Annotated in this window: 12 protein-coding genes and 1 riboswitch; of the genes, 6 read left to right on the forward strand and 6 right to left on the reverse strand. The window is 55.2% G+C overall.

What is annotated here, in order from left to right; all coding sequences use genetic code 11:
- The first annotated feature begins 226 nt into the window (after window positions 1-226).
- Window positions 227-1639: a dihydrolipoyl dehydrogenase gene (lpdA, locus tag MED297_RS12100; RefSeq protein WP_008045294.1), complete on the forward strand. Its 1413-nt coding sequence runs from the start codon at window positions 227-229 to the stop codon at window positions 1637-1639.
- Here the strand turns inward: lpdA and nrdG are convergent.
- From nrdG to araC, 6 genes are all read right to left on the reverse strand, one after another.
- A complete protein-coding gene (gene nrdG, locus MED297_RS12105; RefSeq protein ID WP_008045295.1) occupies window positions 1629-2147 on the reverse strand; it encodes an anaerobic ribonucleoside-triphosphate reductase-activating protein in 519 nt (172 codons plus the stop codon). The two genes, lpdA and nrdG, sit on opposite strands and share 11 nt — an antisense overlap.
- Window positions 2147-4276, reverse strand: a complete 2130-nt coding sequence (gene nrdD, locus MED297_RS12110) for an anaerobic ribonucleoside-triphosphate reductase (RefSeq protein ID WP_008045296.1) — start codon at window positions 4274-4276, stop codon at window positions 2147-2149. The genes nrdG and nrdD overlap by 1 nt, the downstream gene beginning before the upstream one ends.
- Window positions 4277-4299: 23 nt before the next feature.
- Window positions 4300-4506, reverse strand: a riboswitch (cobalamin riboswitch).
- Between the two features lie 124 nt (window positions 4507-4630).
- Window positions 4631-6547: a sensor histidine kinase gene (locus MED297_RS21345; RefSeq protein WP_008045298.1), complete on the reverse strand. Its 1917-nt coding sequence runs from the start codon at window positions 6545-6547 to the stop codon at window positions 4631-4633.
- A gap of 12 nt (window positions 6548-6559) precedes the next feature.
- On the reverse strand, window positions 6560-7519 hold the full coding sequence (locus tag MED297_RS12125) for a substrate-binding domain-containing protein (RefSeq protein WP_008045299.1): 960 nt from the start codon (window positions 7517-7519) through the stop codon (window positions 6560-6562).
- Window positions 7520-7695: 176 nt separating this feature from the next.
- Window positions 7696-9156, reverse strand: a complete 1461-nt coding sequence (araA, locus tag MED297_RS12130) for an L-arabinose isomerase (RefSeq protein WP_040557298.1) — start codon at window positions 9154-9156, stop codon at window positions 7696-7698.
- A gap of 153 nt (window positions 9157-9309) precedes the next feature.
- On the reverse strand, window positions 9310-10173 hold the full coding sequence (gene araC, locus MED297_RS12135) for an arabinose operon transcriptional regulator AraC (RefSeq protein WP_008045301.1): 864 nt from the start codon (window positions 10171-10173) through the stop codon (window positions 9310-9312).
- A gap of 262 nt (window positions 10174-10435) precedes the next feature.
- Here araC and MED297_RS12140 point away from each other — a divergent pair, with 262 nt between their 5' ends.
- From MED297_RS12140 to MED297_RS12160, 5 genes are all read left to right on the forward strand, one after another.
- Window positions 10436-12079, forward strand: a complete 1644-nt coding sequence (locus tag MED297_RS12140) for a ribulokinase (protein WP_008045302.1) — start codon at window positions 10436-10438, stop codon at window positions 12077-12079.
- A gap of 9 nt (window positions 12080-12088) precedes the next feature.
- Entirely contained in the window at window positions 12089-12784 is a 696-nt protein-coding gene (locus MED297_RS12145) for an L-ribulose-5-phosphate 4-epimerase (RefSeq protein WP_008045303.1), read from the forward strand.
- Window positions 12759-13736, forward strand: coding sequence for a transaldolase (locus tag MED297_RS12150; RefSeq protein WP_008045304.1), 978 nt, complete (start codon window positions 12759-12761; stop codon window positions 13734-13736). The genes MED297_RS12145 and MED297_RS12150 overlap by 26 nt, the downstream gene beginning before the upstream one ends.
- Before the next feature lie 192 nt (window positions 13737-13928).
- Window positions 13929-14501 (forward strand): sugar O-acetyltransferase, encoded by a 573-nt coding sequence (locus MED297_RS12155; RefSeq protein ID WP_008045305.1) that lies wholly within the window; start codon window positions 13929-13931, stop codon window positions 14499-14501.
- Entirely contained in the window at window positions 14498-15550 is a 1053-nt protein-coding gene (locus MED297_RS12160; RefSeq protein ID WP_008045306.1) for an aldose epimerase family protein, read from the forward strand. The genes MED297_RS12155 and MED297_RS12160 overlap by 4 nt, the downstream gene beginning before the upstream one ends.
- Window positions 15551-15747 lie beyond the last annotated feature (197 nt).

Genomic DNA, 15747 nt, shown 5'->3' on the forward strand with positions numbered 1-15747 from the left:
TTCCAACAGAACCGGACAAACTATGCTTCCATATCGCGAATAATCTATGAACTCGTGTCCACAGCTCATCGAGCGTCAACGGGCACGCTTATTGTCAGGTAAATTCTAACGTCTGTGTTATCGATCGCAAAGTCGGCATCCTAACATCAGGATTGGTTGTGTTTTGGCCTTGTTCGTTCTACTCTGCCTATCTAGTGATAGGTTGGTTTAAGCTTTGGAGGGAACAATGGGAGTTCAGGAAACCGATGTATTGGTACTGGGCAGTGGGCCCGGCGGGTATGCGTCCGCCTTTCGTGCGGCCGATCTGGGGTTATCGGTGACGCTGGTGGAGCGCTACCCGACGCTGGGTGGCGTGTGTCTGAATGTCGGTTGTATCCCTTCGAAGGCGTTGTTGCATGTGGCGGAAGTGATTCACAGCGCACAGGATGCGTCCGATTTAGGTATCACGTTGAGTGCCCCAAAGATCGATCTGGACGGTGTGCGTGCCTACAAAGATCGGACGGTACAGCAGCTCACCGGTGGTGTCGGTGGTATGGCCAAGGGGCGTAAGGTTAACGTCATCACCGGGGAAGGGCGGTTTCGCGATGCACACACGTTGACGGTGTCTGACGGCAGCGAAGTCCGCTTTAAACACGCGATTGTCGCCGCCGGGTCATCACCGGTCACCCTGCCGTTTATTCCGCACGACGACCCACGTGTGTGGGATTCCACCGACGCGCTGGCCTTAAACGATGTACCGAACCATCTGGTGATCATGGGGGGTGGCATCATCGGGTTAGAAATGGCGACGATCTATCAGGCGCTTGGCAGTCAGGTCACAGTGGTCGAGTTTGCCGATCAACTGGTACCGGCCGCGGACACTGATCTGATGCGTGTGTATCAGCGCTACAACAAAGACCGCTTCACCGTGCATACCGGTACGAAAATTACCGGTGTTGATGCCAGCGGGAAGGCGCTCATCATCACGGCCGAACCGACGAAGGGTGACGCGATCACGCTCGAAGCCGATGCCTTGTTGGTCGCTGTCGGTCGCCGGCCCAATGGTCATCGGATTGAGGCCGATAAGGCCGGTATTACTGTCGACGAGCGCGGGTTTATTCCGGTTAATGCGCAAATGCAAACCAATCAGCCGCACATTTTTGCGGTCGGCGATATTGTCGGCAACCCGATGCTGGCCCATAAGGCGGCCCACGAAGGTCATGTCGCGGCAGAGGTGATCGCTGGTCACAAGGCCGCGTTTGAACCGTTGGCAATTCCATCCATTGCCTACACCAGTCCGGAAATTGCCTGGACCGGTCTGACCGAGCGGGAGGCGAAAGCCAAAGGGTTGAAGGTCGCGACAGCGACCTATCCCTGGAGTGCGGCGGGTCGGGCCATCGGTGCGAATCGCAGTGAGGGTAAAACCAAACTCATTTACGACCCGGACGATGGCACCCTGCTGGGCGCTGGCATCGTCGGCATTAACGCCGGTGAACTGCTAGGCGAGCTGACGTTGGCGATTGAGTTTCAGGCTTGTGTCGAAGACATTGCCCTGACCATTCATGCCCACCCGACCTTGCATGAAACGGTCGGGTTGGCCGGCGAGTTGGCCGCGGGCACGGTCACCGATATTCCTAATCCGAAAGCCGTCAAACGCTGACGTCTTCGGCCAGCAGCTCGGCGGCAATCTCCCGTCGGCCCAGAGCGGTTCGCGGAATGATTCGCTGGTTCCGGCTGCCTCGCCACGGCAGGTTCGGATCGCACAGGGCTTGCTCAAAGCGACCGTCGATCAGCACATCGATCTCATCGACGATGGTTTGCTGAGGCTGAGTCAGGGTTTCCAACTCGTAGCCGGTCCAGCACCAGATGCTCTTTCCCGGGCACTGTTTGCGGACCTGTCGAATCAGTTCAGCCACGGCTTCACAGTTGGCTGGCAGCAACGGGTCGCCACCGGAGAGCGACAACCCGGAGCGGGGTGGAGCCACGGCGTTCAGGTCGTCAATCACCTGCTGCAGATGAGCTTCGGTAAACACTACGCCATGATCGGCTCGCCAGGTCCGGGCGTTATAACAGCCTTTGCAATGATGTACGCAACCGGACACAAAGAGCGTGCAGCGTATGCCGGGACCGTTCACCATATCGGTGGGGTAATAAGCGCTGATGTGCATCACACCGGTTCCATGTGTTTGACGCGACGCTTCACTTCTTCCTGCTTGCCCTGGTTGAATGGTCGGCTGTTCGGCGCGCCGAGGTAACCACAGACGCGGCGGGTGACGGAGATACTCGCTTCATCGCGGTTGCCGCAGGACGGACAGCAGAAGCCCTGACTGGTGCAGTTGAACTCACCGCTGAAGCCACAGGCGTGACATTCATCAATGGGCGTATTGGTGCCGTAGTAAGGCACCCGGTCGTAGCTATAATCCCACACGGCTTCCAGCGCCGTCAGATTGTTCTGTAAGTTGGGAAACTCGCCATAGCAAATGAAACCGCCATTGGAGATCGCCGGGAACGCTTGTTCGAGCGCCAGCTTTTCAAACGGAGACACCGTGCGCTGCACATCCAGATGAAACGAGTTGGTGTAATAGCCTTTGTCGGTGACACCCGGCACCAATCCGAAGTCACTGCGATCCAATCGGCAGAAGCGGTCACACAGATTTTCCGACGGTGTCGCATACAGACTGAAGCCCAGGCCGGTTTCTTCGTACCATTGATCGACGGCATCGCGTAGCCGTTGGACAATCTGTTTAGCCAATGCCTGAGCGTCAGGGTTGGTTGCCAGATCGGTGCCATTGCCCAGCAGCGCCTGCAGGGTTTCATGGATGCCGAGATAGCCTAATGAAATGCTGGCGCGGCCATTTTCAAATAATTGAAACACCCGGTCGTCCGGTTTCAGGCGTACCCCACAGGCGCCTTCGGTGTAGAGAATCGGGGCGACTTTGGCGCGAACGTCCCGCAGCCGATCCACCCGGGTCATCAGAGCCTTCCGCGCGATGGGCAGTGCTCGTTCCAGTTGTTGCCAGAAACCGTCGATGGTCCGATCCGCGAGCAATGCCAGACGCGGCAGGTTCAGGCTGACCACGCCGAGGTTGTTGCGACCGGCGTGAACAATTTTGCCATCCTGCTCGTAAGGCGACAGAAAACTGCGGCAACCCATGGGCGTTTTGAACGAGCCGGTGACCGCCACGGTTTGCTCGTAATTGAGAATGTCGGGGTACATGCGGCGGCTGGCACAGTGCAACGCTTGTTGTTTAATGTCGTAGTTCGGATCTTCGGCGTTCAGGTTCAGGCCGCGTTTTAAGGCAAACACGAGTTTGGGAAATACGGCCGTTTTGCGCGAACGTCCCAGACCATCCAGACGCACCTGCAGAATGGACTGTTGTACCAAACGAGCGGACCAGCTTTCCCCAAGCCCGAACCCGAACGTCACAAACGGGGTCTGCCCGTTGGCGGTGTGCAGGGTGTTCACTTCATATTCCAGCGCCTGAAACGCATCGTAGGTTTCTTTGCGCGTCACCTGTTCGGCGTAAGCGTCGCCGTCCGGAATGCGCCAGAGTTCAGCCTGCTGGCAATGTTTCTGATAGGAAGCCTCAACATAGGGGGCCAGTACTTCATCCATGCGATCGATGGTGGTGCCGCCGTAAATGTGGCTCGCCACCTGAGCGATGATCTGCGCGGTGACACTGGTCGCCGTCTGGATCGATTTGGGCGTGTCGATATCGGCATTGCCCATGCGGAAGCCCTGACGGAGCATGCCGTCGAGGTCCACCAACATGCAATTAAACATTGGGAACAGCGGTGCGTAGTCCAAATCATGGTAATGCAGCAGGCCGCTGTCGTGAGCGCTCACGACATCCGCCGGCAAAGCGTGATGACGGGCATGATGACGGGCCACCAATCCGGCCAGCAGATCTCGTTGAGTCGGGATGACTTTCGCATCCTTGTTGGCGTTTTCGTGCAGCAGGGCGGTGTTCTGCTGAGCAAACAGTTCATCAATGTTGCGGGTTAATTGACTGCGACGGTCCCGCGCCAGGTCCCGTTGCTGCCGATAGCGAATGTAGGCCCGGGCGACCGGCACCAGAGCAGCCTGAATCAGTTCGGCCTCGACCTGTTGCTGGACCTGTTCGATATCAACGCGGGTCTGGTCTTTAAAAAATTGTTCTACGTTGCTGCTGAGCTGGTCCGCCAGTGGTGCGTCTACCTGGTTTTTCGCAATCATGGCATTGAGTATGGCCTGGGTGATGCGGGGACGATAAAACGGCACGACATGGCCGTCGCGCTTGGTTACTAAGGTTGCCATGGCATTCCTCCCGAATGGTGGCGTGATGTCAGGGGTGTTCAGCAGGTCTCCTGGCTCAGAACTCAAACGACCGAATCTCCTTCCCGGCGGTGCCAGTGGTTTTGATTCGGTCTCGTTCCATACAGTTGCGGGGGCAGCTCTTGCTTGGTCACAGATTCAGGACAAGATTCCCTTCAGGTCGTACGCATCGAACCTGAGCTCTTTTGGGCGCCGATCTATATATAGTGCTCAGATGAGGTTTTTTATTCAATATATTGTGGTATGTCTCTTGGCTTGGCTTGATCCGGGTCAGCCTTTCCGAGCGCGGGGGTTGGCTTACACTCGGAAAGCCGGTAAAGGCACAACAGTGGAGGGTTATTCGACAACGTAGGGCAGGGTCAGTGAAAACTCGACGCCGTGGCCGGGCTTACTCTGACAGGCAATGTGGCCTTTCAGGTCCTGTGAGACCAAATTGTAAATGATGTTAAGCCCCAATCCGGTAGAACCGGCATGGCGCCTCGTGGTGAAGAATGGGTTAAAAATTTTGGTCAGGTTTTCAGCCGGAATGCCTTTACCGGTATCGCGGTAAAAAACACGAACATAATACTCTTCATGGACAATATCGATGGTGATTTGCCCGGTGTCGCCCGGGTCAAAGCCATGATGCAGTGAGTTCATGATCAGGTTGGTAAACACCTGCCACAGAATGCCCGGATAACTGCGGATTTTAATGGTCTCGCTGCCGGAGATGATGACCGAAATATCATGCCCTTTGATGGCGGGCATCAGGCTGTTGACCACATCATCGATGTAGGGCTTTAACGCAAAGTCGGTCAGATTATCCTGATGCTGATTCGCGGCGGTTCGTTTGAAACTGTTGACCAGTTTAGCGGCCCGGTCCAGATTCACGCGCAACACTTCGGCGGCTTCGCCACTTTGATGCAAGAAATCGATCATTTCGGTGCGGGTGATGTTTCCAGACTCGAGTCGCTCGGTAATCTTCGGCAGGTTTTCCAGATAGATGGAGTTGGCCGTAATCGAAACGCCGATGGGGGTGTTTATCTCATGCGCCACGCCGGCGACGATGTTACCCAGCGCCGCCATCTTTTCGCTTTCAATCAGGTGCTCCTGAGTCTGTTTGAGCTCCTGATACGCAATGCGCAATTCTTCCTGTTGGACTTTTTCTTTATCGACAATGTCTTTGTATTGGTTGAACCAGTGAATCAGTTGCTGAATCTCATCGATCGACGTTTTTGAGCTGAGCGTGCCGCTGCTTTTGCCCTTAATGACGTTGGTGATGTGCGTGATGGGCGCAACGACCCGCTTGGACAGAAAGAACACGGCGATGATCATCAACATCAGCGCAAAGACAAAAAACAGCGACGCAATCCGGCTGATATCCAACCCGCGGTCGGTGATGGAGGCCAGCGGAATCACACCGATGACTTTCCAGTTCATAGTGGGAATTTCACTGATAAACAACCGTACCGCCTTGTCATCAACCTCGGCGTCGACCGGTTTGCTCAGAGCATCGTTCATGTCCATCGACGGAATGGAAAAGGTTTGTCGTAACCGGGACTTGTGCGGGTGATAAACCGTTCGGTTTTCGTTGTCGACAACCACCTGATACATAAACTCCGATTGTTCGCTGTGGACTTCTTCATACAGCCGTTCCACGTCGTACTTAAGAATCAGGTATCCGGTCGTCTGGTACTGCAGGTTGGCCTGATCGAACTCGGTGATTGGAACAACCGCAGGTATCACGAAGCCATACTGCGATGCCGGTTGTGAGTTGGTTTCAATTCCCGGCCAGCACATCGCCTGTTGCTGGCGTTCGCATTCGTCGATCCAGCTGAGCAGCCGGTCGCGGTTATAGAGGGTGCCGGCGGTCAGATCCCCCATGCTGAAGACCTGACCTTCGGTGAACACTTCAATGGCGATGAGCCCCTGAAGATTAATGGTCGACGCCAGTTGCGATTCAATGTTGGAGCGAATACGCAGTTGTTCAATGCCCGACAGCTGCTGTGAGGAACGAGCCATTTCCAGCGCGCTGCGAATGGGGGTAGAGCGGATCAGATCATTGGCCAGACGTCGGGCGTCGCGCGCAAAGCCTTCCAGATTTCGCACTTCCTGATGAATGATCGATTGGGTCAGATCGTTGGCCTGCTGGTTTAAGGCACTGACGGTGAGGCGATGAGACATGAAGCCGAGGACAGTCAGTGGCATAAGGGTGCTGATCGTGATGTAGAGGATCAGCCGATTCTGAAATGTGTTAAACCACTGCCAGGACATAGGGTATCCGGTTTAAAAAATGGGGTTGTCGTCTGCCGTAATTACCCGCGTCTTGACCAGCACAACGTCATCGACGGCTTTGTCGTTCAACAGATCAACGGCCGTTGCCACGCCCTGATACCCCTGACGGTCCGCTTGCTGATCGATGGTGACCGCTAAGCGTCCCTCCCGAACCGCAGCGCGGGCATCGGGGATGTTATCAAAACCAGCAATCAGCCAGTCATTCAGGCCGTGTTCCTGTGCGTACAACAAAGCGCCAAGCGCCATCATGTCATTCGCTGCAAAAATAACGTTGAGCTCCGGGTTCCGAGCGTGCACGTTCTGGGTCAGCGCATAGGCGGACTCCAGCTTCCAGCTTGCGACTTCGGACGCAACCACTTCAATATTGTTTTCCTGGAGCGCTCGACGGGCACCGTCGCGGCGTTCTCGGGCGTTAATGGCACTGCGCGGCCCTTCAATGATCAGCGCTTTCGCATCGGGCCCGGCCAGCTCGGCCAGTATTTTTCCTGCTTCATATCCACCAAATTCATTATCGACCGAGACAAAAGGAATCGCAGGCAACCCCGCTCGTTGAATGGCATTGGTATCGATACGATTGTCGATGTTAACGATTTTCACGCCCAACTCATTGGCACGGATCAATACCGGGAGGATGGCAATGGAATCGGCCGGTGCGATCACCAGTGCATCGATCCCGGCGGCCAGCTGCTCATCAATGAGGGAAATCTGTTGCTCAACCAGTGTTTCATTGGTGCCAGAGCGAACAATCAGCTCCACACCCAGTTCGTTTGCCGCCTGGCGAGCGCCCTGTTCCATCTGGATATAAAACGGGTTCACCAGTGATTTCATCACCAGCAGAACCTTGGGTTTATCCACCGGTGTCGCTTGTTCGATGGGTTCATTACCGGACTCACAACCACTCAGCAGTAGCGCAGTCAGGCTTAGTGACAAAACGATAATCAGTCTGGGCATGTGGGTGTCTCTGTGATTGGTGAACCGCAGTAACCGGTAAATACTCTAATTAAGAATTATAGCAGCGACGCTCAGAAAGCCAGGGCGTGCCGTCAATAGATGGTGTCTTTTTGCTCGAAGTCGGGACAAAAAAAAGCCGGTGACAAGGCACCGGCTGAGGCAAGGGTAAGGAGAGATCAGTTTTTCAGCTGACGTCGCAGATCACGAATGTTGGTGCTGTTGTCGATGGTAACCATCTCAACATCGACCAGATCGGCGTAAATATCGAGCACTTCCGTAGTCACCGACTGCGTGTAAGCGCTGTGGTGTGCGCCACCGGCCAGAATCCAGGCCGTAGCGGACGTGCGCAAGTCTGGTTGTGGTTCCCACAGAGCATGGGCCACAGGCAGATGCGGCAGTGTGTCAGTTGGGTCGACGGTATCCAGTTCGTTCAGGACGAAACGGAATCGGTCACCCATATCGATCTTGGTCAGGTTACGTGACGGACCGGCTTTGGCACTGAAAATCAGACGGGCAATGTCCGCCTTGCAGCCAATGGTGTGACGTTGAATGTCCAGCACTGGCTTCTGCGTGGTAATAGACGGACAGACTTCCAGCATGTGCGCACCCAGAACCTGCGCCTTTTCACCGAAGTGATAAGTGTAGTCTTCCATAAAGGAGGTGCCGCCTTCGAGGCCGACTGACATCGCTTTAAGGATGCGAACCATGGCTGAAGTTTTCCAGTCACCTTCACCACCGTAACCGTAGCCCTTCGCCATCAATCGCTGAGTGGCCAAACCGGGCAGGTTGGTCAGGCCGGTCAGATCTTCGAACGTGTTGGTGAATGCCTTGCAGTTGTGATCGGTCAGGAATCGCTCCATGGCAATTTCCAGACGGGCATCGTTTTGCAGTCGGGTCAGCTTGTCACTGTCATCGAGTGAGAAGGCAAACTCATAGTCGCTGCCGTATTCATCAATTTTACGGGCGATGTCTTCATCGCTGACGGCGTCACAGTAAGCCACCAGTTTACCCACACCATAGGCGTGGACTTCGTAGCCAAACTGCATCTGAGCGGCGACTTTATCGCCTTCGGTCACGGCTACCTGGCGCATGTTGTCGCCAAAACGAGCCACTTTCAGATTGCGGCCTTCGTTCCAGCCAATAACGGCGCGCATCCAGTCAGAAATGTCCTGGTGGACTGCAGGATCGGTCCAGTGACCGGCGGTGACAAAACGGCGCTCGCCCATGCGGGTGCCGATAAATCCGAACTCACGGCAACCGTGTGCACTTTGATTCAGGTTCATGAAGTCCATGTCGATGCTTTGCCACGGCAGTTCGGCATTGAACTGGGTGTGCAGGTGCATCCAGGGTTTTTGCAGTGCCTGCAGACCTTTGATCCACATTTTGGCCGGCGAGAAGGTGTGCATCCACAGTACGACACCCTGACAGTTTTCGTCTGCGGTGGCGGCGAGACACAGGCTGTAAATCTCTTCCGGAGTGGTGGCAATGGATTTGAATTCCAACGGCAACGGCAGGGAAGCGGTGTCGTTAAGACCGGCCACCAGCTGTTGGCTGTTTGCGGTGACCTGCTGCAGGACTTTTTCACCGTAAAGATGTTGAGATCCGGTAATGAACCAGATGTTTGCTGAAGTTGTCATGATGTTCTCCCAGCCAGTAATGAATGATGGCATTGATGACTGAAAGTGTCCGGCACCGCCACTCATCATTGAATAGACGATGCCATTAACAATATGGATAAAATGGTTTATGCCAGAACCGCGTCAGCGATCGGGGTTCTGGCTGAGCGCTGTTCAGCGTTGGCTTTGGCGGAACTCGCGTGGCGACTCGCCGAGATTCTTCTTAAACACGCGGGAGAAATACAGCGCATCCTGGTAGCCGAGATACTGCGCCACCTGATTGATCGCCAGATCGGTGGTGATCAGCAGCTGTCGCGCCAACGCGATGCGCTGGTCTTCAATCCACTGTCGCACGGAGACGTTTTTCTGCTGTTTAAACAGGTGAGAAAAGCGTGATTGTGACATACAGGCGACCTGCGCCAGCTCGTCAATGGTCAGTTCGCTGGCAATGTTGTCATGGATAAACTGGCAGGCGCGCAGAATCCGGGCGTCAATTGGTTCCATCGGTTTGCTGTGGTCCAGCTCCCGACAGCGAATCAGGATCTGTTCCAGCAGGTTCAGGCTCAGTTCTTCCGACAGGATCGACTGACGTTTGCTGTTCTGCTCAACGTTCTGAAACAGGCCGTCGATGACATTGGCTTCGACGTCACTGGGCTGCTTGGACAGTGACAGGAACCCGACATTCATGTGCTTGTCCGTCCAGTCCAGCCAATCGTGCCAGGTGGCGCGCGGTCGGAAGTAAATCCAGCGGTGGTACCAGTTGTGGTAATCCGGGTGACGTCCGTAATCATGCACGGCGGAGGCCGGCAGGATCATCATGTCACCTTTGGCGACGGTGCGTTCCTGGTCGGTACCCGGGAACACGAGGCCGGCGCCGGACACGGTCATGTTAATGATATAGCCCTTAAGGCCGTTGGGACGGTCAATCCAGAAATCGAGCTCGCCGCCTTTGACGATAGGGGTAATACCGGCCACCAAATGGGCATTGAAAGGATAGCCGGGCTTTAGAGGGTCTTGTGATTGCATGGCCTGGGTCATCGTTCTGCTCATTTCTTATTGTTTGCAGCAAATATATCCATAAAAGAGGGTCTTGTCTAAGTCCGACTTTGGTCCAATGGTATGGTAAAAAAAACGCTAACTTACTGTGTTTATAAGGGTTTTTCGCCATTTGTTGCGTTGGCGAGCCCTGCTGCACCCCGGAAATTGCCCGGAATCTGTATGTATGTAGCACGAATGTCTATAACGAATTTCTCCATGTCCTTGCACTCTATCTCTCAGTGAAACTCAAGAGGATTTTTCGATGACAGCTTACATAGCCGGTCTCGACTTTGGCAGCGATTCAGTCCGTTGGTTGATTGTGGATGCACAGACCGGCGCCGAGCTGGACTCTGAAGTCGCCGAGTACGAACAATGGGCCAACGGTGCCTATTGTGACCCCGCCCAACAACAGTATCGACAACACCCTCAGGACATCGTGAATGCCATGACGGCGGCCGGTGTGCGGCTGCGTGAACGCGTCGGTGCTGAGGTGTTCCAATCGATTCGCGCCATTGGCGTGGATACCACCGGGTCCACCCCGATCGCTATTGACCAGTACGGTACCGCCCTGAGTCTGCGTGAAGAATTCAAAGACGATCCGGACGCCATGTTCGTGCTCTGGAAAGACCATACGGCGATTGATGAAGCCGAAGAAATTACCCGCGTTGCCAAAAAAGGCGACGTCGATTACACCCGTTATGTCGGCGGCAGTTATTCGTCTGAATGGTATTGGGCGAAGTTGCTGCGCGTGCTGCGCAACAACACTAAAGTCTCCGGTGCAATGCACAGCTTTGTTGAAATGTGCGACTGGATCCCGGCGATTCTGACCAATACCACCGCACCGAAAAAACTGAAGCGTTCGCGTTGCGCCAGTGGTCATAAGATTTTGTGGAACGAAAGCTGGGGTGGTTTACCTCCGCGTAAGTTCTTCAGTCAGTTCCATCCGCAAATGTCCAAAGTTCGCGACAACGTCGGCGACCAGACGTATACCAGCGACACCGCGGTCGGTTACGTCAGTGACGAGTGGCAGACCACTCTGGGCCTGTCCGATGATTGTGTTGTTGCCGTCGGAGCATTCGACTGTCACATGGGCGCCATTGGCGCCGGTGCGAAACCGAATGAGTTGGTGAAAGTGGTTGGCACCAGTACCTGTGACATCGTGACAGCGGAGTACGATGCCATTGGCGATCGTTGCGTTGCGGGTATCTGTGGTCAGGTTGATGGCTCGGTGATTCCGGGCAAAGTCGGTCTGGAAGCAGGCCAGTCTGCGTTCGGCGATTATTACGCCTGGTTTAAAAACCTGCTGGGTTGGTCGCTGAGTCTGACCGGTGCGTCCGACAGCGACGTTGCCAAACAGAAAGATAAAATTCTGCCAGCATTGGGTGAAAAGCTGGCTCAGTATACGCCTCAGCCGGCCTCGCCTTTGGCGCTGGATTGGATTAACGGACGCCGTACACCGGACGCCAACCAGCGTCTGACAGCCGCCTTCTTCGGCATGAACCTCGGCACCGACGTGACCGATCTGTTCCATGCCGTGGTTGAATCTACCGCCTTCGGTGCACGCAAGATTAACGAATGTTTCGAACAGCAGGGCGTACCGATTAACCGCGTCATTGCCATTGGTGGCATTTCACGTAAGTCCGCCCCGATCATGCAGTTGTGTGCGGATGTCTTCGGCAAAGAAATTGAAACCAAGTCCACCGACCAGTGCTGCGCGCTGGGCGCAGCAATCTGCGGTGCGGTCGCGGCCGATGTCTATCCATCGATGGAAGCGGCCATGGAGGTTCTGGCGGCGAAAACCGAGAGCACTTACACCCCGCAACCGGAGTCTGTGAAGCGTTACGGTTTGCGTTATCAGCGTTACCTGCAACATGCGGCGTATGTTGAAAGCCGGGTGTTGAAATAAGGAGGGCGCATGTCATTAACTGAACTGAAAGAACAGGTTTTCCGCGCCAATCTCGACTTAGTGAAGCACGGGCTGGTGACCTTCACCTGGGGCAATGTCAGTGGCATTGATCGTGAGACCGGGCTGTGGGCGATCAAACCCAGCGGCGTACCGTACGACACGATGAAAGCCGAGGACATGGTGGTGTTGAATCTCAAAGGCGAGGTGGTCGAAGGCGACTACCGGCCGTCGTCCGATACGCCCACGCATCTGGCGTTGTACCAGGCGTTCGAAGACATCGGCGGCATCGTGCATACGCATTCGAACACTGCGACCTCATGGGCGCAGGCGGGTCGATCCATTCCGGCGTTGGGCACCACGCATGCCGACTATTTTAACGGACCGATTCCCTGTGCACGCGCTCTGACCGATGAAGAGATTGAAGGCGAGTACGAGTGGAACACCGGCAAGGTGATCATCGAAACCCTGGAAGGCATTCCACCGCTGTCGGTTCCCGGCATTCTGGTGAAAGAACACGCGCCCTTTGCCTGGGGTAAAGACGCCGACAACGCCGTCCACAATGCCGTGGTCATCGAAGAGGTTGCCAGCATGGCGCTGAAAACCCTGACCATTAATCCACAGGTTGAGTCGGTGAATCCGACTTTGCTGAAAAAACACTACGAACGGAAACATGGCAAAAATGCATACTACGGACAAAAAAAGTGATGTCGCGCAAACGCAACTGGCTCAGTTGCGTGCGCACTCAGTCGTCGTGGCCGACACTGGCGACGTCGACCAGATTCGTCGATACCAACCGACCGATGTGACCACGAACCCGTCACTGATTCTGAAAGCGGCCAACGGTGGCAACTCTGAAGCGATCCTGCGTGAGTGTGTTGCGGCGGCCAAAGCTCAGTCGCCAAACGATTGGCAGGACGACGCCATTGAACGTGTCTCCGTGGCCTTCGGTGTACAACTGTCAAAACTGGTACCTGGTTATGTCTCGACCGAAGTGAACGCTCGCTTCAGTTTCGATACCGAAGCAACGGTCGCCGCCGGTAAGCGGTTGATTCAGTACTACCGGGATGCCGGTGTCGATCCAGAGCGGATTCTGATCAAAGTCGCCGGTACCTGGGAAGGCATTGAAGCGGCCCGTCGACTCGAAGCCGATGGCATTCGCTGCAACGTGACGCTGATTTTCCATGCTGTTCAAGCGGCTGCGGCGGCCAAAGCCGGCGCGTTTCTGATTTCGCCGTTCGTCGGTCGTATTCAGGATTGGTACAAACAGAACGGGCAGTTGCCGGACGATCCGGCACTGGATCCCGGTGTGCAATCGGTTCGCGGTATCTGGCAGATGTATCGTGCGCTGGGCTACGACACCGTCGTGATGGCGGCCAGTTTCCGCAGTGTGGATCAGGTCTTGCGATTGGCCGGTTGTGATCGTCTGACCATCAGCCCGGCCCTGTTGGCCGAGTTGGATCAGAACTCGCAAGCGCTGACGCACCGAATCGATGATGGCATGAATGAGCAAGCGGCGCCGGCTGAACTGGCTGTCGATGAAGCGTCATTCCGCTGGCAGCTGAACGAAGATCCGATGGCAACAGAAAAACTGTCGGAAGGCATCCGTCTGTTTAATCGTGATCACGCTACGCTGGCTGAGTTGCTGACAAAGTATTGAGATTCTCTGGGGTCGAACGGTTTCACGCTGCCGCCAGGGCCTGAAGCCGAATCGATGTTTTTGCAGCGCTTCGGCGCTGTTTTTTTTGCCGGTTACGCACCGAGCCCGCCGTTCTTGAGCCGAGTCTGAATGCTCACTAAGGGATTTTCGACGGACCACCCTGAGTGCGAACACCGACATGGTGAGGGTGCTATGAAAACTGAACAGGAAAAAATGATCGCTGGTGAGCCATACGATGCTCACTGTCAGGAAATGATTCAAATCCGCACGCGGGTCAAGGGCATTCTGCACCGATTGAATGTCACCGAATACTATACCGAGCGTTTTCACGACACCATGCGCGAGCTGTGTCCGAACTCCGCATCGGACGTGCATCTGGAGCCACCATTTTATTGCGACTATGGCGAAAACATTGTTGCCGGTGAAGGCGTGTTTATTAATTTTGGCGCAGTGATTCTGGATGGCGCCCGGGTAACGATTGGCCGTAAAACGTTGATCGCTCCCGGCGTTCATATCTATACCGCCCGTCATCCGGTCGACGTCGTTGAACGTCGCGAATGGGAAGACTGCGCCCCGGTGACCATCGGTGAAGAATGCTGGATCGGTGGGCATGTAACCATTTGCCCGGGTGTCACCATTGGCGACCGGGCGGTCGTCGCGGCCGGTTCTGTCGTCATCCGGGATGTCCCGGCGGATACGCTGGTGGGTGGCAATCCGGCACGTTACATCAAATCACTTAACGGTACGGAGCAGACAAGCGTATGACCTCAATTACCCGTGAACTCTTTGGCACACTGAAGGACGGTCGCACCGTTCAACGCTATACCTTAACCAATCGTAAAGGCACCACGGCGAGCTTTGTCGATTATGGCGCGGCCTGGATGAGCTTCCAACGCCCTGGTGATACAGAAAGCCTGGTACTGGGTTGCGACACGATTGACGCCCTGACCACGCAAAGTGCGTTTCTCGGCTCAACGGTTGGCCGCTATGCCAATCGAATCGCTGGTGGGCAATGCACGTTGAACGGACAGCCGATTCAGTTGGATTGCAACGAAGGGAAAAACCATTTGCACGGTGGGCGTGATAACTTTACCCATAAAATCTGGACCGCCGAACTGTCTGAAACGAACGAAGGCTACCCGAAGCTGCGCTTTCGTGTGCGTTCAGACGATGGCGAAAACGGCTTCCCCGGGAATGTCGAGGCTCGGGTTAGCATTGTGCTCACCGACGATGATGAGGTGCAGTTTGAATACGAAGCCAATACCGATGCGCCGACCATTTTTGCCATGACCAATCACGTCTACTTCAACCTCGATGGTCGGTTGCAGGGGAATCTGGACAACCATGAGTTTCGCATCGGGGCCGATCAGTTTGTCGACGTCGATGATACGGCTATTCCGACCGGCGAACTCATCCCAGTGGCCGATACCGAGTTTAACCTGCAAGCGTGGACGGCCATTGACGAAACGCTGCGTACCTTGCCGACCGATCGGTTGAAGCGTGCGGGTGGTTACGACCATTGCTTCTGTTATCCCGACGATGGTGAGTTGCGCGAATTGGGCAGTGCCCTGTCGACGACGAATGGCGTGATGATGAGCTGCCTTTCTGATCAACCTGGCCTGCAGTTCTACTCCGGCAATTTCCTGGGTGGAACTCCGTACGCCGACGGGTTGAGCTATCAGCAGTTCGGCGCCTTCTGTATGGAGCCCGGCGCCTGGCCAGACTCACCGAACCAAGAGACCTTTCCATCGGTCTTGCTGAAGCCGGATGAGACCTATTACTCACGCATTGTGTACGCCTTTACTGCGCTTTAAACACACACCGATCAGCGCAATCTTTTGCTTAACGCTTCAATAGCTCGGCGACTGATCGGTGACTGTCTCCTCTCGTTTCAACATCTACATCCTGCAGCTGATTCTGATCACTGTTTGCTGACCGGTCCGCTTTAATGATGGCCCTGCAAAAGCTCTTATTTTCTGATCACCCGCGGCAAGCGCCTGCGTGACATTGA

The organism is Reinekea blandensis MED297 (genome assembly GCF_000153185.1).
GTDB lineage: Bacteria > Pseudomonadota > Gammaproteobacteria > Pseudomonadales > Natronospirillaceae > Reinekea > Reinekea blandensis.

Bases quoted from the DNA above. Each gene is read 5' to 3' on its own strand.
- nrdD (WP_008045296.1), bottom strand. From the start codon at position 4,276: ATGGCAACCTTAGTAACCAAGCGCGACGGCCATGTCGTGCCGTTTTAT.
- MED297_RS12150 (WP_008045304.1), top strand. From the start codon at position 12,759: ATGCATACTACGGACAAAAAAAGTGATGTCGCGCAAACGCAACTGGCT.
- MED297_RS12140 (WP_008045302.1), top strand. From the start codon at position 10,436: ATGACAGCTTACATAGCCGGTCTCGACTTTGGCAGCGATTCAGTCCGT.
- MED297_RS12155 (WP_008045305.1), top strand. From the start codon at position 13,929: ATGAAAACTGAACAGGAAAAAATGATCGCTGGTGAGCCATACGATGCT.
- nrdG (WP_008045295.1), bottom strand. From the start codon at position 2,147: ATGCACATCAGCGCTTATTACCCCACCGATATGGTGAACGGTCCCGGC.
- araA (WP_040557298.1), bottom strand. From the start codon at position 9,156: ATGACAACTTCAGCAAACATCTGGTTCATTACCGGATCTCAACATCTT.
- MED297_RS12160 (WP_008045306.1), top strand. From the start codon at position 14,498: ATGACCTCAATTACCCGTGAACTCTTTGGCACACTGAAGGACGGTCGC.
- araC (WP_008045301.1), bottom strand. From the start codon at position 10,173: ATGACCCAGGCCATGCAATCACAAGACCCTCTAAAGCCCGGCTATCCT.
- MED297_RS12145 (WP_008045303.1), top strand. From the start codon at position 12,089: ATGTCATTAACTGAACTGAAAGAACAGGTTTTCCGCGCCAATCTCGAC.
- MED297_RS12125 (WP_008045299.1), bottom strand. From the start codon at position 7,519: ATGCCCAGACTGATTATCGTTTTGTCACTAAGCCTGACTGCGCTACTG.
- MED297_RS21345 (WP_008045298.1), bottom strand. From the start codon at position 6,547: ATGTCCTGGCAGTGGTTTAACACATTTCAGAATCGGCTGATCCTCTAC.
- lpdA (WP_008045294.1), top strand. From the start codon at position 227: ATGGGAGTTCAGGAAACCGATGTATTGGTACTGGGCAGTGGGCCCGGC.